16 protein-coding genes and 1 pseudogene are annotated in these 18312 nt (G+C 73.9%); 13 read left to right on the top strand and 4 right to left on the bottom strand.

What is annotated here, in order from left to right; translation table 11 throughout:
• Window positions 1-38 precede the first annotated feature (38 nt).
• Complete coding sequence (locus tag DJ476_RS18045) at window positions 39-1043, bottom strand: NADPH:quinone reductase (RefSeq protein WP_103419389.1); 1005 nt, start codon at window positions 1041-1043, stop codon at window positions 39-41.
• Window positions 1044-1257: 214 nt separating this feature from the next.
• Between DJ476_RS18045 and DJ476_RS18050 the strand changes: the two genes are divergently transcribed.
• Window positions 1258-1860, top strand: a complete 603-nt coding sequence (locus DJ476_RS18050) for a GNAT family N-acetyltransferase (protein WP_112491024.1) — start codon at window positions 1258-1260, stop codon at window positions 1858-1860.
• A 6-nt stretch (window positions 1861-1866) separates the two neighbouring features.
• Here the strand turns inward: DJ476_RS18050 and DJ476_RS18055 are convergent, their stop codons facing one another.
• The gene (locus DJ476_RS18055; protein ID WP_112491025.1) at window positions 1867-2976 is read right to left on the bottom strand and encodes a spore photoproduct lyase family protein; all 1110 of its coding nucleotides are present in this window, start codon (window positions 2974-2976) and stop codon (window positions 1867-1869) included.
• Between the two features lie 190 nt (window positions 2977-3166).
• Between DJ476_RS18055 and DJ476_RS18060 the strand changes: the two genes are divergently transcribed.
• Window positions 3167-4699: a cryptochrome/photolyase family protein gene (locus DJ476_RS18060; protein WP_112491026.1), complete on the top strand. Its 1533-nt coding sequence runs from the start codon at window positions 3167-3169 to the stop codon at window positions 4697-4699.
• A 65-nt stretch (window positions 4700-4764) separates the two neighbouring features.
• On the opposite strand, the pseudogene DJ476_RS18065 reads toward DJ476_RS18060, so the two are convergent.
• Window positions 4765-5993: pseudogene (locus tag DJ476_RS18065) on the bottom strand (Ig-like domain-containing protein).
• Window positions 5994-6412: 419 nt separating this feature from the next.
• Between DJ476_RS18065 and DJ476_RS18070 the strand changes: the two are divergent.
• From DJ476_RS18070 to DJ476_RS18090, 5 genes are all read left to right on the top strand, one after another.
• Window positions 6413-7648 (top strand): lipid II:glycine glycyltransferase FemX, encoded by a 1236-nt coding sequence (locus DJ476_RS18070; protein ID WP_112491027.1) that lies wholly within the window; start codon window positions 6413-6415, stop codon window positions 7646-7648.
• 113 nt (window positions 7649-7761) lie between these two features.
• A complete protein-coding gene (gene murJ / locus DJ476_RS18075; protein ID WP_112492555.1) occupies window positions 7762-9342 on the top strand; it encodes a murein biosynthesis integral membrane protein MurJ in 1581 nt (526 codons plus the stop codon).
• Between the two features lie 32 nt (window positions 9343-9374).
• Window positions 9375-10058 carry a response regulator transcription factor gene (locus tag DJ476_RS18080; protein WP_070204259.1) on the top strand — a complete coding sequence of 228 codons (684 nt, stop codon included), beginning with the start codon at window positions 9375-9377 and terminating at the stop codon, window positions 10056-10058.
• A 104-nt stretch (window positions 10059-10162) separates the two neighbouring features.
• A complete protein-coding gene (locus DJ476_RS18085; RefSeq protein WP_404827516.1) occupies window positions 10163-11743 on the top strand; it encodes an ATP-binding protein in 1581 nt (526 codons plus the stop codon).
• Complete coding sequence (locus tag DJ476_RS18090) at window positions 11733-12380, top strand: hypothetical protein (protein WP_112491029.1); 648 nt, start codon at window positions 11733-11735, stop codon at window positions 12378-12380. The genes DJ476_RS18085 and DJ476_RS18090 overlap by 11 nt, the downstream gene beginning before the upstream one ends.
• 7 nt (window positions 12381-12387) lie before the next feature.
• Here the strand turns inward: DJ476_RS18090 and DJ476_RS18095 are convergent, their stop codons facing one another.
• Window positions 12388-12951 carry a VanZ family protein gene (locus DJ476_RS18095; RefSeq protein ID WP_103419382.1) on the bottom strand — a complete coding sequence of 188 codons (564 nt, stop codon included), beginning with the start codon at window positions 12949-12951 and terminating at the stop codon, window positions 12388-12390.
• Window positions 12952-13149: 198 nt separating this feature from the next.
• Between DJ476_RS18095 and DJ476_RS18100 the strand changes: the two genes are divergently transcribed.
• The 6 genes from DJ476_RS18100 (at window position 13150) to DJ476_RS18125 (ending at window position 18310) form a co-directional block, all read left to right on the top strand.
• Window positions 13150-14490, top strand: coding sequence for a sensor histidine kinase (locus tag DJ476_RS18100; protein WP_112491030.1), 1341 nt, complete (start codon window positions 13150-13152; stop codon window positions 14488-14490).
• Window positions 14472-15155: a response regulator gene (locus DJ476_RS18105; protein ID WP_112491031.1), complete on the top strand. Its 684-nt coding sequence runs from the start codon at window positions 14472-14474 to the stop codon at window positions 15153-15155. The genes DJ476_RS18100 and DJ476_RS18105 overlap by 19 nt, the downstream gene beginning before the upstream one ends.
• Before the next feature lie 339 nt (window positions 15156-15494).
• Window positions 15495-15869 carry an RNHCP domain-containing protein gene (locus tag DJ476_RS18110; RefSeq protein ID WP_112491032.1) on the top strand — a complete coding sequence of 125 codons (375 nt, stop codon included), beginning with the start codon at window positions 15495-15497 and terminating at the stop codon, window positions 15867-15869.
• A gap of 26 nt (window positions 15870-15895) precedes the next feature.
• A complete protein-coding gene (locus tag DJ476_RS18115) occupies window positions 15896-16315 on the top strand; it encodes an RNHCP domain-containing protein (RefSeq protein WP_103419380.1) in 420 nt (139 codons plus the stop codon).
• A 223-nt stretch (window positions 16316-16538) separates the two neighbouring features.
• Window positions 16539-17501, top strand: a complete 963-nt coding sequence (locus tag DJ476_RS18120; RefSeq protein WP_206608341.1) for an ABC transporter ATP-binding protein — start codon at window positions 16539-16541, stop codon at window positions 17499-17501.
• Window positions 17498-18310, top strand: coding sequence for an ABC transporter permease (locus DJ476_RS18125; RefSeq protein ID WP_103419379.1), 813 nt, complete (start codon window positions 17498-17500; stop codon window positions 18308-18310). The genes DJ476_RS18120 and DJ476_RS18125 overlap by 4 nt, the downstream gene beginning before the upstream one ends.
• The last annotated feature ends 2 nt before the right edge of the window (window positions 18311-18312 follow it).

Raw genomic sequence — 18312 nt, forward strand, 5'->3', positions numbered from 1 at the left:
CGCGCCGAACGCGGGTCAACAAACCCCGCGATGGTCCGTCAAGTTCTTTCCGGTGCGACTTCCGCGTCGGCCCCGCCGACCCTCAGCAGGATCTTTCCGCGGACCTCGCCGCGCTCCAGCCGGCCGTGCGCGTCCGCCGCGGCGCTCAGCGGCATCGGCACCGTCGCCGGGGGCAGCAGCTTCCCGGCGGCCAGCAGCGTGCCGATGGTCTCGGCGGCGGCGGCGAGTTCGGCGGTCGTCGCCTGCGAGATGGCGAAGCCGACGACCGAGCAGTCCTTCAGATAGAGCGGTCCCGCGGGCAGCACCGGCCGCGTGGTGAGCCCGGCGAGCACCACCACCCGCCCGCGCCAGGCGAGCAGGTCGACGGCCGTCTCCAGGTCGTTGCGGGCCGAGGTGTCGATCCACACGTCGACGCCCTGGGGGCAGGCGGCCTTGAGCCGTCCCACCACGTCCGGGTCGCGGTAGTCGATGACCTCGTCGGCGCCGAGGCCCCGGAGCCGTTCGATGTCCCGGGCCGACGCGGTGGCGACGACCCGCGCCCCGGCGTGCACGGCGAGGACGACGAGGGCGCTGCCCACGTTGCCGCCGCCGCCCAGGACGACGACGGTCTCACCCGCCTGCACCCGGCCGTGCGGGTGCAGGGCGAGGTAGGCGGTGGCGGCGGGGTGGGCCAGGGCCACGGCGTCCTCGGGGTCGACCCCGTCGGGCAGCCGGTAGAGCCGGTCGGCGGGGACGGCCACGCGCTCGGCGGCGGCACCCTGCCGGCCGGCGTGGCCCATGCTGTTGCACCAGACGCGTTCGCCGACCTCGAAGCCGGTGCCGGGCGCGGCGGCGGCGACGGTGCCGGCCAGATCGCGGCCGATCACGAAGGGAAAGGTCACGGGCGTACGCCAGGCTCCGGACCGGACGAAGGTGTCGACGTGGTTGACGGAGGCGACACTCACGTCCACCAGGACCTCGCCCGCCTGTGCCACAGGCTGGGGGAGTTCGCCGTACCGGATGGTGTCGGGGGAACCGAGCTGTTCGATGTAAGCGGCGAGCATGGTGCCGGAGTCTGGCAGCGGCGGACAGGGCCCGTCACCACCGGCAGGGACTCTCTGTCAGGTCGGTTGATCTCGGGCCGCGCGGACCGTGCGGCACCTGCGCGGGGGCGCCCGATCCGACCTGACGGATACCTCCGCGGACACGCGGCGCGGCCCTAGCCTGGACGTCGTGGACCTGACACGCACCGACCCTGAACCCGCGGATTCGGAACCCATGGACTCCGTACGCGTCGGCCTCGTACCCGCGGATCCCGCACCCGCCGAGCCCGCACCCGCCGACCCCGCACCCGCCGGCCTCGTACTCGTCGATCTCGGCCCCGGCGACCCCCGGATGGCCGCCGATGTGGCGCCGCTGATCCGCGCGTTGCGCCCGCGGCTCTCGGCCGACGCCTTCACCGCCTTCGCGGAGGAGGGGCACGCCCAGGGGCTCCGCTTCACCGTCGCGTACGACACCGCCACCGGCCGGGCCCTCGGCGCGGCCACCCACCGGGTGCTGGCGACCAGCCGGGGGCGGCTGCTGTTCGTCGACGACCTGGTGACGGCGGCCGGGTCCCGGGGCCGGGGGGTCGGCGCCCGCCTGATGGCCGAGCTGGAGCGGCGCGGGCGGGCGGAGGGGTGCGCCCGGCTGGAGCTGGACTCGGGCACCACCAACGTGGACGCGCACCGCTTCTACCACGCGCGCCGCCTGACGGTGGCCGCGTTCCACTTCGGCCGGGAGCTGGAGCCGGACCTCGGCACGGACGGTGGCTCCGGCACGGACGCGGACCCCGGCACGGATGCGGACCCCGCCACGGACAGGGGCTCCGCAGGCCGCTGACGGCGCTCAGAACGCGTATCTGATCCGCAGCCACGGCGCGTGCCCGGCGATCAGCTCCCGCAGCCGGGCCAGGGCGTCCCGCTTGATCTCGCGGGCGTAGCGGACGTTGAGCGCCCCGTTCTCCGAGCGCTTGGTCTCCTGCGCGGCGGGCTGCCAGAGGACCTCCTCGGCCCTGGGGTGCCAGCCGAGGTTCACCTCGTGCAGCTGCTGGTTGTGGGTCAGCATGATGATCTCGGCGCCCGCCTGCGCCTTCACCCGGGCGGGCAGCACGTCGTCGAGGTGGTCGAGCAGGGCGGCCCAGTCGCGCTGCCAGCCGGGGCGCAGCACCACGGGGGAGAGGTTGAAGTGGACCTCGTACCCCGCGTCCAGGAAGTCGGCGGCGGCCGCGATGCGTTCCGGGACCGGGCTGGTACGGAGGTCCAGCAGCCGGGAGTCGTCCGGGGGCATCACGGAGAACCGCACCCGGGTGCGTCCCTGTGGATCCAGCGCGAGCAGATCGGGGTTGACGAACTTCGTGGCGAACGAGGCCTTCGCGGTGGGCAGAGCACGGAACGCGGCGATGAGATCGGCCGTGTTGTCGCAGATCAGGGCGTCGACCGAACAGTCGCCGTTCTCCCCGATGTCGTAGACCCAGGCGTGCGGATCGCACTGGTTGGGCTCGGGCTTGGGCCCCTGGGCCCGGACGTGCCGCCGTACGTGGGCGGTGATCGCCTCGATGTTGGTGAAGAGCGTGATCGGGTTGGCGTACCCCTTGCGGCGCGGCACGTAGCAGTACGCGCATGCCATCGCGCAGCCGTTGGAGGCGCCGGGGGCGATCCAGTCGGCCGAGCGGCCGTTGGGCCGGGTGGTGAGGCTCTGCCGGACGCCCAGGACCAGGGTCTCGGTCTTGATCCGGGTCCAGCGGGCGATGTTGCCTTCATTGCCGTGGAGGGAGGGGACCCGCCAGTGCCCGGCGATCTCGGTGACGGGGACGCCGGGCAGCCGGGCCAGGATCTGCTGCCCGCGCGGCGAGGCGACCGCGGCGGGCTCCGCGTACACCTCCCGTACGTCGAGCATCCGCCGGGCCCGCGCACTGTCCCGGAACCCGCCGCCCCGGCCCGGCGGTTCGGCGGGCACGGTCTCCTCCCAGCCGAAGAGGGCCTGCTGCTCCGGCTGTTCGGGCCGGTCGGGGGCTGGTGCACGGCCCCGACCCTACGGGGGCCACGGCGGGGAAGGGCCCGGCAGGCCGGTGCCGGAGTGTCGGCGTACGGGGACGGGCGCGGGCTGCCACGATCGTCGGGCCCAGACACGGAAGGCGGCTCCCCCCATGGCACCACGCCCGCACTGGCTGTTCGGGGACCAGCTCGGTCCGCACTTCCTCGACCCGCGCCACGGCGGCCCGGACGACCGGGCGCCGGTGGTCATGATCGAGGCGCGTTCGGTGCTGCGCCGACGCCGCTTCCACCGGGCCAAGGCGCACCTGATCCTCTCCGCGATGCGGCACCGCGCGGCGGAACTCGGCGACCGGGTCACGTATGTCCGGACGGAGACGTACGGGGAGGGGCTGGAGAAGGCCGTCCGGGGGCGCGGGCCCCTGACGGTCTGCCACCCCACCTCCCGCCGGGCGCTGGAGTTCGTGCGCGGGCTGGAGGACGTGGAGATCCTCCCCGCCAAGGGCTTCCTGGTGAGCCACGACGACTTCGCGGCGTGGGCGGGGAAGGGCGAAGCCGAAGGGAGGGGAAAAGGCGGCGGGAACCTGCGGCTGGAGGGCTTCTACCGCTGGGTGCGCGAGCGCCACGAGCTGCTGATGGACGGCGACCGGCCCGTCGGCGGGCGGTGGAACCTGGACCACGACAACCGCGAACCGCCGCCCCGGGGACAGGACACCCTCGACGTCCGGGGCCCCTGGCGGCCGTCCGAGGACGAGATCGACGAAGAGGTCCGCCACGACCTGGACCGCTGGGAGCGCGACGGCGAGGTCGCGTTCGTCGGCCGGGACGGCCCGAGGCTCTTCCCCGCCACCCGGCGCGAGGCCCGTACCGCGCTGCGCCACTTCGTCGCCCACCGGCTGGCCGGCTTCGGCCCCCACGAGGACGCGATGCTCGCGGCCGACCCGGTGCTGAGCCACAGCCTCCTCTCCGCACCCCTGAACCTGGGCCTCCTGGACCCGGCCGAGTGCGTGGAGCTGGCCGAGGAGGCGTACCGGGAGGGCGACGCGCCCCTCAACAGCGTCGAGGGGTTCGTCCGGCAGATCGCGGGGTGGCGCGAGTACGTCTGGCACCTCTACTGGCACTTCGGGGAGGAGTACCGCCACCGCAACGCCCTGCGCCACACGGACCCGCTGCCCGGCTGGTTCCTCGACCTGGATGCGGACGCGGTCACCGCCCACTGCCTCTCCACCGTCCTCGCCCAGGTGCGGGACACCGGGTGGACCCACCACATCCCCCGGCTGATGGTGCTCGGCAGCCGGGCCCTCCAGGACGGCTGGGACCCGGCGGCCGTCACCGACTGGTTCCACCGCTGCTTCGTCGACGGCTACGACTGGGTGATGCTCCCGAACGTGGTCGGCATGTCCCAGTACGCCGACGGGGGCCGGATGACGACCAAGCCGTACACCTCGGGCGGCGCCTACATCCACCGCATGAGCGACTTCTGCGCCCCCTGCGCCTACCGCCCCACCGACCGGACCGGCGAGCAGGCATGCCCGTACACCACCGGCTACTGGGCCTTCCTGCACCGCCACCGCACCCGCCTCGCCGCCAACCACCGCACGGCTCGTGCGGTGAAGGGCCTGGACCGGCTCAAGGACCTGCGGGAGCTGCTGGAGACGGCGGCGGACCGGGGCGACACGCCTCCGTGACCGGTCGACCGGGGCTCAGCGCTGACCGGCCGACCGGGCCTCGGTCCTGACCGCCCGACCGGGGCTCAGCGCAGTGCGCTCTTCTTCTGCCACTCGGCCCACGAGAGGTTCCACGCGCCGAAGCCGTTCCCCGGGGCGACCACGCCCTTCGTGTCCTTGCCGGTGATCTCGAACGGGTCGCCCGGCCGCACCTGCGCGTAGAACCAGGCCGCGTCCGCGTCGCTCATCCCTATGCACCCGGAGCTCTGGTTGGACCGGCCGAAGAACCTGGCGTTCCACGGGCGGCGTGGGCGTACATGCCCGACCAGGTCAGCCGCATGGAGTGGTCGACCATCTTGTCGTAGGCGTTGCCGAGACCCACCGTCTCGGAGTTCATGTTGATCGTGCCCTCCTTGGCCATGAGCACGGCGGTTCCGCGCCAGGAGCGCTTGTCGCCGCCGGGTGTGCCGCCGGAGACCGGTATGTGGCGGAGCGTCTTCCCCTCCCGTACGAGGGAGAGCCGGTGGCGGTCCAGGTCGACCTTGACGATCTGCCCGGCGCCGACGGTGAAGGCGGTCCGGTAGTCGCGGACGAACCAGCCGCCGTCCGCGCCCGAGTCGGTGCCGTTCAGCTCGGCGTCGAGCGTGACCCGGGTGCCGGGCTTCCAGTACGTCCGGGGGCGCCAGTCCACCCGGTCCCGGCCCGACCAGTCGCGCAGCCAGCCCCAGGAGCCCTCGGTGTCGTTCGAGGTGGTGACCTTGAGCTGCTTCTCGACCTCGGCCCGGTTCTTGACGGGGTGGTCGAAGACCAGGGAGATCGGCTGGGCGATGCCCACGGTGGTGGCGCCGCCCGGCCGCCAGTCGACCTTGTTGACCTTCGTGGCCGGGGCGGTGGTGAAGGCGGCCGTGCTGCTGCCCGCCGTGCCGCCCGCGCTCCGGGTCGCCGTCTTCACCTCGTACGCGGCCCCGGGGACGGCCTTCCGGTCGGAGGTCCAGGTCCGGCCGTCGGCGGCGACCTTGCCGGGGAGCGTACGGCCGTCGGCGGCGGTGACGGTCACCGAGGTGAGCGTGCCGCCCGTGGCCGTGACCCGTACCGGCTCGCCTGCCGGGACCTTCTTTCCGGTGGGCGTCACGGCGACGGTGACGGGGCGGTCCTCGGCGCCCGGCGACGCCTTGGCGGCTGCCGTGGTGCCCGAGGTGCCCGTGGTGTCCGAGGTTCCTGCGGCGCCGGGGGAGCAGGCGGCGAGCGGGGCCAGCAGGGCGGCGGCCAGGAGAGCGGCGGGGAGGCGGGCGGCGGAGCGGCCGGGGCGGGACAGGGGCGTACGCGAGTGGTCCGTACGGGAGCGGTCGGTACGGGAGCGGTCCGTACGTGACTGGGACGTACGTGACTGGGACGTACGTGACTGGGACGTGTGTGACAGGGACGTGTGTGGCGGACGGGACAACGGGACCTCCGGGCATCACGGAAGAGGCGGTCGGTACAGGCGATGCCGTGACTGTAGAGCCGGGAAACCCGAGGTCAGAGGGGGTTGGGGCGATGTGACGGCGACTGGTGAAGAACGGTCATGGTCCGGTCACATTCGCCGGACGGAGCGGTCATGGAGCGCTGTGAGCATCCTCCGCATCCCCGTGAAAGCACGGGGAGCCGCCCCCGCCGGAGGCCCGGGGAACCGCCCCGCCGGAGAGCCGGGGAACCGCCCCGCGAGAGGTCCGGGGAGAAGGAGAGGCTCAGACCGTGTCAGCGCTGCTCGTGCCGCCACCGCCACCGCCGTCGTCGTCGTCGCCGTCGTCCGACCCCGTGCGCCCGGTGGGGAACCGCCCCGTCACCCTGTGCGCCATCACCGCGCGGACCTACCGCGCCTTCCTCGCCTCCCCCCGGGGCACGGCCCTCGGCGCCGGGTTCCTCCAGTGCCCGTCCTGGGCCGACGTCAAGGAGGGCTGGCGCCCCCTCCTGCTCGGCTGGGGGCCGGACCCGGAGGCGGGCGAACTGACGGGCGTGGCCATGGTGTTGCTGCGCCAGTTCCCCGGCACCCGCAAGTACTTCGCGTACCTCCCCGAAGGGCCCGTGGCCGACTGGCGCGACCCCGACGTCGACCGCTGGCTCGGACCGCTGCTGGAGCACCTGCGGCGGGCCGGTGCCTTCGCCGTACGGATCGGGCCCTCGCCCGCCTACCGGCGCTGGGACGCCGCCCTGCTCAAGCCGCTCACCGGTCCGGGCCGACGCCTGGGCGACGTCCTGGCCAGCGAGGTCGACCCGCTCGGCACCGCCGTCGCGGAGCGGCTGCGGGCCCGGGGGTGGAGCCGCTGCGGCGGGGACGGGACCGGGGACGACGGGGTCGGGGACGCCCAGCCCCGGTACGTCTTCCACGTGCCGCTCGCCGGACGCACCACGGACGACCTGTGGGCCGGGCTCAACCAGGAGTGGCGGCGCAATGTGCGCCGGGCGCAGAAGGAGGGCGTGGAGGTGGTCGTGGGCAGCGCGGCGGACCTGCCCGAGTTCTGCCGGCTGCTCGCCGTCACCGAGCGCCGGGACGGGTTCCGGCTCGGCCGCTCGCTCGCGTACTACGAACGCCAGTACGCGGCGCTCAACGCCGAGGAGCCGGGGCGGATGAAGCTGTATCTCGCCCGCCACCAGGGGGAGATCCTGGCCGCTCACACGCTGATCACGGTCGGCCGCCGGGCCTGGTACCAGACGGGCGCCTCGGCCGACCACCGCCGCGAGGTCCGGCCCTCCAACGCGCTCCAGTGGAGGATGCTGCTGGACGCCCACGCCCTCGGGGCCGACATGTACGACATGCGCGGGGTACCCTCCACTCTCGATCCGGGCGAACGTGCGTACGGGTTGCTGCGCTGGAAGCTCGGCACCGGGGGACGGGTCGTCGAGACGTTGGGGGAATGGGAGAAGCCGTTGGGCGGCAGCGCCAACCATGCGCTTCACCGTGCCTTCCAGGCCTATCTGAAGCGCCGATGAAGCAGCTCAAGCAACTGAAGCAGTTGAAGCAGGGGCAGGAGGCGGAAGCGTCCCCGGGCGGGACGCCGCCGGCGGCCGCGCGGACGGTGTCGGCCCCGCGCGGCAGCGCCGTCATGGCCGCCGGTTCCGTCGTCGCCCGCGCCACCGGCTTCGGCCGCTCCGCCGTGGTCGCGGCGGCGATCGGCACCATCGGGCCGACCGCCGACGGCTACGCGGTCGGCAACGCCCTGCCCACCGTCGTCTACATGCTGCTCATCGGCGGCGCGCTGAACGCCGTCTTCGTGCCCGAGCTGGTCCGGGCGGCCAAGGAGCACGCCGACGGAGGCCGCGCCTACACCGACCGGCTGGTCACCGTCTGCGTCCTCGCGCTGCTCGCCCTCACCGCGACCGCCGTCTGGGCCGCCCCCGCGATCGTCGGCGCCTACACCGACTACACCGGCCACCAGGCGGCCCTGACCGTCGCGTTCGCCCGCTACTGCCTGCCCCAGATCTTCTTCCTCGGGCTGTTCACCCTGCTCGGCCAGGTCCTCAACGCGCGCGGCCGGTTCGGCGCGATGATGTGGGCGCCGGTCCTCAACAACGTGGTCGTCATGGCCGTCTTCGGCCTCTATCTGGCGCTCGCCCTCGGTACGGGGCCGGGCGCCACGCCCACCGCCGCCGGGACCGCCCTCCTCGGCTGGGGCACCACCGCGGGCATCGCCGTCCAGGCCCTCGCCCTCGTCCCGGCGCTGCGCGCGGCCCGGTTCCGCTGGCGCCCCCGGTTCGACTGGCGCGGCAGCGGGCTGACCCGCCCCCTGCGCTCGGCGGGGTGGCTGGTGCTGCTGGTCCTGGCCAACCAGGCCGCGTACTGGGTCACCACCCGGCTCGCCACGGCCGCCGGGAGCGCGGGCGGCCCCGGCTTCGGCGCGTACACCAACGCGTACGTCCTCTGGGTCGTCCCGCACGGCATCATCACCGTCTCCGTGGTGACCGCCCTCCTGCCCCGGATGAGCGCGGCGGCCGCCGACGGGGACACGGGCGCGGTCCGGCACGACGTCTCGCACGCCCTGCGCGTCAGCGCCGCGGCCGTCGTCCCCGCCGCCTGCGCGCTGCTCGCGCTCGCCCACCCGCTGATGGCGCTCGTCTTCGGGTACGGCAGGACCAGCGCCGCCGACACGGCCGCGATGGCCGCCATCCTCATGGCCTTCGCGCCGGGGCTGGTCGCCCTCTCCGGGCAGTACGTGCTCTCCCGGGCCTTCTACGCGCTCTCCGACACCCGCACCCCGTTCTTCCTCAACCTGGTGATCGTCGCCCTCAACGCCGGGCTCTCCCTGGCCGCCGCCCAGCTGCTGCCCGCCCGCTGGGCGGTGACCGGCATGGCGGCCGCGTACTCCCTGGCGCTCTGCGCGGGGTGGGCGGTGACGGCGCGGGTGCTGAGCCGCCGGCTCGCCGTCGTACGCCCGCTGCGCGCTTCGGCGGCGGCGCGTGCCCACGGACGGCTGTTGCTCGCCGCCGTCCCCGCCGCCGCGCTGGGCCACCTCGCGGCCGTGGGCGCGGCACCGGCCGGGGCGCCGGTCGCCGCAACCGCGGGGGCGGCCGTCGTCGTGGTCACCTTCGCCCTGCTCGCCCGCCCGCTGGGACTCGCCGAACTGGACGCGCTGCTGACGCGTGTACGCCGACGGGTCGCCCGGGTCCGTACCCGTACCCGCTCCTGACCCCCACCCCCACCCCCCAGGGAGAACCACCGATGTCCCGCGTGCTCCTCATCGAGGACGACCCCTCCGTACGCGAAGGGGTCGAACTCGGGCTGCGCCGCCGCGGCCACGACGTCCGGGCGACCGCCACCGGCGAGGCCGGTCTCGCGGCGCTGGCCGAGTTCCGCCCCGATCTGCTGCTGCTGGACCTGATGCTGCCCGGCATGAACGGCGTCCAGGTCTGCCGCCGGGTCCGCGAGCGCAGCCAGCTGCCGATCATCATGCTCACCGCACGCGGCGACGACTTCGACGTGGTCATCGGCCTGGAGGCCGGGGCCGACGACTACATCGTCAAACCGGCCCGTACGGAGGTGATCGAGGCCCGCATCCGTGCCGTGCTGCGCCGCATGGACGACAGCGGGCCGGGCCGCCCGGCCATCGAGGTGTACGGCGAACTCACCATCGACCGGGTTGGGTTGACGGTCTCCAAGGCGGGCCGCCCGCTGGCGCTCGCCCCCTCGGAGCTGCGGCTGCTGCTGCACCTGACCGCCGCCCCCGAGCAGGTGTTCAGCAGGCAGCAGCTGCTCGAACACGTCTGGGAGCACACGTACCACGCGGACGCCCGGCTGGTCGACGCCTGTGTGGCCCGGCTGCGCGGCAAGATCGAGGACGAGGTGGGCAGCCCCCGGTACGTCCAGACGCTGCGGGGCTTCGGCTACCGCTTCGGACCGCTGTGAGCAGCTCCGCCCGGACGGCGGGCGGTGGTACGGCGGGCGGTGGTACGCACGGCGCTCGCGCGTCCGACGGTCGCGCGCCCGGCGCCCGTACGCCCGGCGCCCGCGTGTCCGGCGCTCGTACGCCCGACGGCCGTACGCCCGACGGCCGTACGCCCGGCGGCCGGTGGCCGCGATTCCGATTCCGGTCCGGGGCCCGGCCCCGCCCGCCGGTGCGGGCGTTCGGCCTGCGGACCCGGCTGCTGGCCGCCTTCCTCCTGGTCGCCGCCGTCAGCGCGGGCACGACGGCCACGCTGACCTACCGGGAGGCCCGCAGCGCGCTGCTGAAGACCGCCCAGGACACGGCGGTCTCGACCTTCCGCGAGCACGTCCAGCAGACGGGCTTCGCCCTGCCCCTGAGAGTGGAGGGGGAGGAACGGGAGTGGACGGAGCAGTTCCTGCGCGACCTCGCCCGCAAGGGCAAGCCGCGCCCGTGGGTGGTGTTCGCCGAGTACGGTTCGATCCGCGTCTCCTCGGGTCAGAGCCCCGTCTCGACCGTCATCACCCCCGAGCTGCGCCGCGCCGCGCTGGCCAACCCGTACGGCCACTTCGAGCGGGTCGTCAAGGACGGCGTCCCCTATCTGACGATCGCCATGCCGACCGTCTTCAAGACCGGGCCGTACAGCGTGCTGCCCAGCGGGCTCGTGCTGTACGCCGTCATGCGGATGACCGACGAGCAGATCAACGTCGACGCCCTCCTCACGGCCGCCCGCGACGGCGCGCTGCCCGGTCTCGCCGTCGCGCTGGTCCCCGGGCTGATCGCCGCGCGCAGTGTGCTGCGTCCGGTACGGGAGCTGAGCCAGGCGGCCAGGAGCATGGGCAGCGGCCGGCTCGACACCCGTATCCCAGTACGCGGCAACGACGAACTGGCGGACATGGCCCGTACCTTCAACGAGTCGGCCCGTCAACTGGAGGACTCCGTCCATGAGTTGAGGGAGGCGGAAGCGCGGGCCCGCCGGTTCGCCTCCGACGTCTCGCACGAACTGCGCACCCCGCTCGCCGGGATGCTCGCCGTCACCGAGGTGCTGGACGAGGGCGCGGACGCGGACTACCTGGACGCCGACACCGCCCGCGCGGTCCGGCTGGTCAGCGCGGAGACCGGGAAGCTCGCGGTGCTCGTCGAGGACCTGATGGAGATCTCCCGCTTCGACGCCCGCGCGGCCGAGCTGAACGCCGACGAGGTCGATGTGGCCGAGGCCATCCGCAAGACCCTCCAGAACCGGCGCTGGCACGAGGACGACCGTGTCCGCGCCGAACTCCCCGCCGGCATCCGCGCCCGGCTCGACCCGCGCCGCTTCGACGTGGTGATCGCCAACCTGGTCGGCAACGCCCTCCGGCACGGCGGGGCGCCGGTGACCGTACGGCTGCGCACCGAGGAACGCCCCTCCGGGGCAACGGTGTTGATCGTGGAGGTGGCGGACCGGGGACCCGGCATCCGCCCCGAGGCGATCCCGTACATCTTCGACCGCTTCTACAAGGCCGACGCGGCCCGTACCCGCTCGGCGGGCAGCGGGCTGGGCCTCGCGATCACCTCGGAGAACGTGATGCTGCACGGCGGAACGATCCGCGCGGGGAACGGACCGGAGGGCGGGGCGGTCTTCACGGTCGCGATCCCGCTCCGGGCGGAGGGGGCGGGCGATGAGGAGTAACAGAAGCCGTGCGCGCGGGCGTCGGGCGGCGTCGGCGGCCATCCTGGTGGCCGTCGTCCCGCTGCTGGGCGGCTGCGGGATCCGGGGGACCGACGTCATCGAGGCGGGCGGCCCGGCGACCGTCGAGGCGTTCTACAACCGCGAGGACGACATGATGCTCTTCTTCCGCGCCCCCGACGGGGCGGTGCGGCCGGTGATCCGGACGGTCCGGCCCGCAGCGCAGTTCGGGGAGGAGTACACCGGCCCCGTCGACCCCGGGCTCATACCGACGGAGAAGGTCGTCGCGGCGCTGCTCGCCGGACCCGGACAGCCGGACCGGGCCGCCGGTCTGACCACCGCCCTCCCCGCCGCCCGCCCTGACGGAGAGGTCGGGGTGACGTTCCTGGGGACGGACCGGGTCGTGGTCCGCCTCCCGATCGCCCTGAAGGGCCTGGACGCCACGGCCATCGACCAGTTGAGCTGCACGATCGCCTTCAGCCGGGACCCGGCCGGCCGTTTCGTCGTCGAGCTGGAGGGCCAGGACGGCACGTCCCGCTCCAGCACCTGCCCCCTCGCATCGGTCGTCTTCACCGACTCCGGCACCCCCGGGAACGCCCCTACGCGGACACCGGACCCGGCGGGGGCCGCACCACCGTGACGGCTGGTCAGCCCACCGTCTGTGCGGGCGAGGAGACCCTCTCCAGCGCGGCGCGCGTGGTGGCCGCGCGCTGGGCGGCGCGCAGGGTGGCGTAGCCGAGGAGGCCGCCGAGGGTGTTGGCGATCAGGTCGTTGATGTCGACGGCGCGGCCGTGGGCGAAGGCGATGTACTGGAGCAGCTGGGTGACCTCGATGCCCAGGCTGATGAGGGCGCAGGCCAGGACGGTGCGGCCCCGGGTGATGCGGGGGAACAGCAGCGGCAGGAGGAAGCCGAGCGGCAGGAACATGATCACGTTGGGGACCATGGTGATGTCCGCCAGGAGCAGCGGGACCGGCTGGATCTGTCCGATCCACTCCGCCTCGTTGCGGTACGCCCCGCCGTAGATCCAGAGGGGGAAGAAGGTGAGCGAGGCGACCGCCGTTGCGTAGAGCGCGGTGACGGACCGCAGCAGCAGCGGGCCGCCGCGCCAGCCGGGGGCGTCGCGCCGGTGGCGCACGAGAGCCACCAGGGCGAAGGCGAGCAGCGCCGGTCCGAGGACGGCGGCGGCGGGGATCTTGTACTGGAAGTCCATGGGGAGTCCGTGTGAGGTGGGGGACCTGCCGGCCCCGGGCGGATCGTTCTGGCCGTTCTGGCTGCTCTTCTGGTTGTTCTGGGGCGATCCTGTCCGCGCGGGACACGGCCGCGGATCTGCCGAAGGACGGAGCCGGAGCCGCCGCCCTACGACTTTCGGCAGAGGGGCGTGCTCACCCCGGATACGTACGCTGCGGGCATGCACTCCCCGCACTTCGGCCGCGGCTCCTCCCGGACGCGCCGTGCCCTGTCCCGCGTCGGTGTCGTCCTCGTCGGGGCGGCACTGGTCCTCGCCCTGGCCGCCGACCGCCGCACCGGTGTCTTCGACTCCGCCCTCGCGCCCCAGGTCCGGCTCTCGGCGCTCGCGCCCGTGGCGGCGCTGTCGCTCATGGCCGTACGCCGGTGGCGCGGCGATCCACGGGTGGTGGCGGCGGCCGGGGCGCTGGCCGGGGCCTGGTCCCTCGGGTGCGATGCGTGGATGCGGGTGGTGGCGGAGCGGCCGGGGTCGTCGGCGGGGCACGCGGACGCCTACACCCTGTTCGAGCTCGCCGCGCTCATCGTGGTGCTGGTCCTCACCGTCCGGTACGGGGCCGCCCGGCCCGCCGCCGGGGCGGCCGTCCTGCTCAGCCTGGCCGTGGTCCTGCGGCCGGTGGCCGTGCGGGTGACGGAGAACGGGCTGATCCTGGCCATGTTCTGCACCGTGGCCGTCTGCGCCGGGCTGATCGGTGCGCTGGTGGCCCGGCTGGCCGCTCTCGACCGCCGGCGCCACGCCGAGCAGGTGCGCCTGGAGCAGCGGCTCACCTTCGCCCGGGACCTGCATGACTTCGTGGCCCACCATGTGACGGGCATCGTGGTGCAGGCCCAGGGCGCCCAGGTCGTCGCGGAGTCCCGGCCGGAGCTGGCCGTCTCGGCGCTGGGGCAGATCGAGCGGGCGGGCTCCGAGGCGCTGCGGGCCCTGCGGCACATGGTGAGCGGGCTCCGCACGGAGGCGGTGTTCGTGCCGGGGCTGGCACCGGGGGGCGAGGCCGCGGCGGGCGGTGTGGCGGGGCTCCGTACCCTGGTCGCCGCCTTCACCCTGCCCGGTGGCGGCTCGGCCCGCCTGGCGGAGGAGGGCCTCGTCGACCGGCTGCCGACGGCGGCCGTGGCGGCCGTGCACCGGGTGACCATGGAGGCGCTGACCAACGTACGCAAACACGCCCCGGCCGCCCGGCAGGTGACCGTGACGCTGCGGGCCCTGGCCGGGACGGTGGAACTGGACGTCGTCAACGACGGTTCGGGCCCGGGCCGGGGCGGAGGGGCGGGTGCGGACGCGCTTCCACCGGGCGTGCTCCCGGGCGTGGACGCGGGGCCGGGCACGGAGCTGGGCGTGGACGCGGGATCGTGTACGGAGGCACCCGCCACGGCGGGGTACGGTCTCATCGGCCTGGAGGAACGCGTCACCGCCGAGGGCGGCGTCTTCCACGCGGGCCCGGACAGCAGCGGCCACTGGCGGGTGAGCGCCCGGATCCCCTTGGAGAGCGCGTGGAGGGACGGCCCGTGATCCGGGTACTGCTCGCCGACGACCAGGAGATCGTCCGCACCGGCATGGCCATGATCCTCTCCGCCGAGGACGACATCCAGGTGGTGGCCCAGGCCCAGGACGGCCTCCAGGCCCTGGAGCTGGCCGAGTCGCACCGGCCGGACGTGGTCCTCATGGACATCCGCATGCCCCGCCTGGACGGGCTGGACGCCCTGCGCCACCTCACCCGGCCCCATGCCGCGTACCGGCCGCAGGTGGTGATGGTGACCACCTTCGACGACGAGGACTATCTGACCCGCGCGGTGGCGGCGGGGGCCGCCGGGTTCATCCTCAAGGACTCCGGCCCCCGCCTGCTGGCCGAGGCGGTCCGGGCGGCGGCGGCCGGTGACTCCCTGGTGAGCCCGTCGATCACCGTACGGCTGCTGAGGCGGCTCCGTACGGCCGGTCCCGCCCTCGGGACCGCTGCCGCCCGGCCCGGCGCCACCCAGCTCTCGCCGCGCGAACGGGAGGTGGTCGTGCTGCTGGCCGAGGGGCTGACCAACGCCGAGATCGCCACCGCCCTCTCCATCACCGTGGGCACGGTCAAGACGCACCTCACGAACGTGCAGGCCAAGCTCGGCGCGCGGAACCGGGTGGAGATCGCGGCCTGGGCGTGGCGCAACGGGGTTGCGGGGCAAGGGGGTTGAGCCGGCCGGGTGCGGGCCGTGGTGCCGGGCGCCGGAAAATGCGTTGACGCTGCCGAGGGGCACGCTGTTAGCGTTCGGACCTCGTTCCACTGGATTCCGTAGATCTCCGGGCTCTCCGTCCCGGAGGAGAGGGTGTTTTATGACCCGGCCCGCGCCGAGTGCGCCTCACCGCACCGCGTAACCGTCCGCCGCCTTTCGCTGCTCGCCCGCCTTTCCGGGGGCCGCTGCCCGCCCGTCTTTCGGAGGGCCGCTGCCGGACGTGCTTTCCGGTGCCCTGAACCGAGGCCGCTCGGCCTGCTCTTGCTGTCATGACCCGTTTCCCAGCAAGGAGCACCCCGGGTGTCCAGCCACACCGACCGCACCACCACCAACACTCTCGGTCTGACCACCTTCGCCTGCACGTGGTGCGGGCTGACCGTGTCCGCGTACGCCGCCGACGGCGAACCGCGCAACCACTGCCCGTCCTGCCTGCACTCCCTGCATGTCCTCGACCACGTCGAGGGCGGCCCGAGCGACTGCGAGGGCCGGATGTCCGCGATCGCCATCGCCGTGCTCCGCACCGGGGACTGGATGGTGATCCACCGCTGCGTACGCTGCGACGAGCTGACCTCGAACCCGGTCCGCACCGACGACAACCAGCTCATCCTGATGCGCATGGCGGTCCGGCCGCTGGCCCAACCCCCTTTCCCGCTCGAAGCGTTCGGAACTCTCTGACCGCCCGACCGGAAGGGAACACCGCCATGTCACGCCGCAACAACAGCCGGGGCCGGTCCCGGCGCCCGCAACGCCACAAGGACGTCCTGCACGCCCGGGGCGGCCACCGGGCCGACGACTTCCGGTGCGCGTCCTGCCGTCTGGACGTCCCCCTGACCGCACCCGGCACCGCCCACCGCAACCACTGCCCCACCTGCCTGGCCAGCCTGCACGTCGACCGCCGGATACCCGGGGACCGGGATGCGGACTGCCGCGGCCGGATGGAGGCGCTGGGGCTGTCCGTCCGCCCGGACGGCGAGTGGATGATCATCCACGAGTGCGCCGCCTGCGGGGAGTTGAGCGTCAACCGCATCGCCGGTGACGACAACCCGCTCGCCCTGGTCCGCCTCGCCCTCCGCCCCCTCGCCGACCCCAAGGCCGCCGGGCGCGCCCTGCTCACCCTGTGAGCGGGGCACCCGGCGGGGCCCGTGGCCTCCCCGAGGACGCCCGGGCCCCGCCGGAAGCGGCCCGACAGCGGTCGTGAGCGGCCGGATGGCCACCGGATAGCGGCCGGATATCCGGGCGGTCGGGCGCCGATAGCCGGCCCGGGAAGAGTGGGTTCCCGGCAGGCCGCCCCCCCGCTCAGCTGGTTGAGGTGGTGCGGATGGTTCAGACGGTGAGGAATCGAAAATGATCACATCCCGACCGCACCCGGTGTCCGAGGGGGTGATGTCCCCGGACGCCGTCCGGCTCAGCGCGGTGGTGAAGCGGTTCACCGACGCCAAGGGGAACCGTTTCAGCGCCGTCGACGGCATCGATCTGCGGATCCGGCGGGGCGAGATCCTGGCCTTCCTCGGACCGAACGGCGCCGGCAAGACCACCACCATCGACATGCTGCTCGGGCTGACCCGGCCCGACGAGGGGACGGTGGAGCTGTTCGGGCGCGAGCCGCAGCAGGCGGTCCGCTCCGGGCAGGTCGCCGCCGTGCTCCAGACGGGCGGGCTGCTGCCCGACCTGACCGTCGAGGCCACCGTACGGATGCTCGGCTCGCTCCACCCCGGCTCCGACCCGGACGCCGTGCTGGTGCGGGCCGGGCTCGACAAGCTGCGGAGCCGCCGGGTCGCGGAGTGCTCCGGCGGCGAGCAGCAGCGGCTGCGGTTCGCCCTCGCGCTGCTCTCCGGGCCCGAACTGCTGGTCCTCGACGAGCCGACGGCCGGGATGGACGTCGGCGCCCGCCGGGACTTCTGGGCCACGGTCCGCGAGGACGCCGCGCGGGGGATGACCGTCATGTTCGCCACCCACTACATGGAGGAGGCGGACCGGTTCGCGGACCGGGTCGTGATGATCGACGGCGGCCGCGTCGTCGCGGACGGCTCGGTCTCCGACGTACGGTCCGCGCTCAGCGGCCGCACGGTCTCGGCCTGCCTGGACGAGCAGGCCGCCGCCACCCTCGCCGACTCCCCGCTGGTGCGCTCGTGCACCCTGCGCGGCGGCCGCTACCACTTCGACACCACCGACTCCGACGCGCTGCTGCGCCTGCTGATCGGGCGGACCGCCGCCACCGAGATCGAGGTCACCCCGCGCAGCCTCGAAGAGGCCTTCATGACCATCACCGGCCGCCACAGCCGTACCGCCGGGGAGGGCACCTCATGAGCAGCACCACGACCGGCCCCGGCACCGGAACCGGCACCCGTGAGACGCGCAACTCCCCCTTCAGCGGCGTGAACGCGGTCTTCATCGGCTACGAACTCCGCCGCCGCTTCAACCGGCAGACCACGATCTTCACCCTCCTGCTCCCCGCCGTGCTCTACCTGGCGCTCTTCCGCACCGCGCCCGACGGGGCCACGCTCCCGCACGGCAACTTCGCGGCCTGGATGATGAGCGGCATCGCCGTGTACGGGGCGGCCACCGCGGCCGTCAGCTCGGCGGCCACCATCTCCGTGGAGAAGGCGTCCGGCTGGATGCGGACCATGGCGCTCAGCCCGCTCGCCCCGCCCGGCTACCTCTTCGTCAAGGTGCTCTCCTCCGTGCTGATGGCGGCGGTGCCGGTGGCCATCGTCGGCCTGCTCGGTACGTTCACGGGGGTGGAGGCCACCGCCACGGTGTGGGTGACCTCGCTGCTGGTGGCCTGGCTCGGCGCGGCCGTCTTCGCCGCGCTCGGCATCACCCTGGGGCTCGCCCTCAAGCCCGAGACCGTGATGCACATGCCGGGCCTGACCATGACGGCGCTCGCCTTCCTCGGCAACCTCTTCATCCCGCTCTCCGGCACCATGCTGGAGATCTCCCGCTACTCGCCGATGTTCGGCGTCTCCACGCTCGCCCGCTACAGCCTCACCGAGGGCTACTCCTTCAGCGGCGAGCACTCCAGCCTCGCGATGGCCGTGGTCAACACCGTGGCGTGGTTCGCGGCCTTCTCCTTCATGGCCGTCCGCCGGTTCCGCAAGAGCACCGGCCGCAACTGAAG

Origin of the sequence: Streptomyces bacillaris, from assembly GCF_003268675.1 — a bacterium.
GTDB classification, from domain to species: Bacteria; Actinomycetota; Actinomycetes; order Streptomycetales; family Streptomycetaceae; genus Streptomyces; species Streptomyces bacillaris.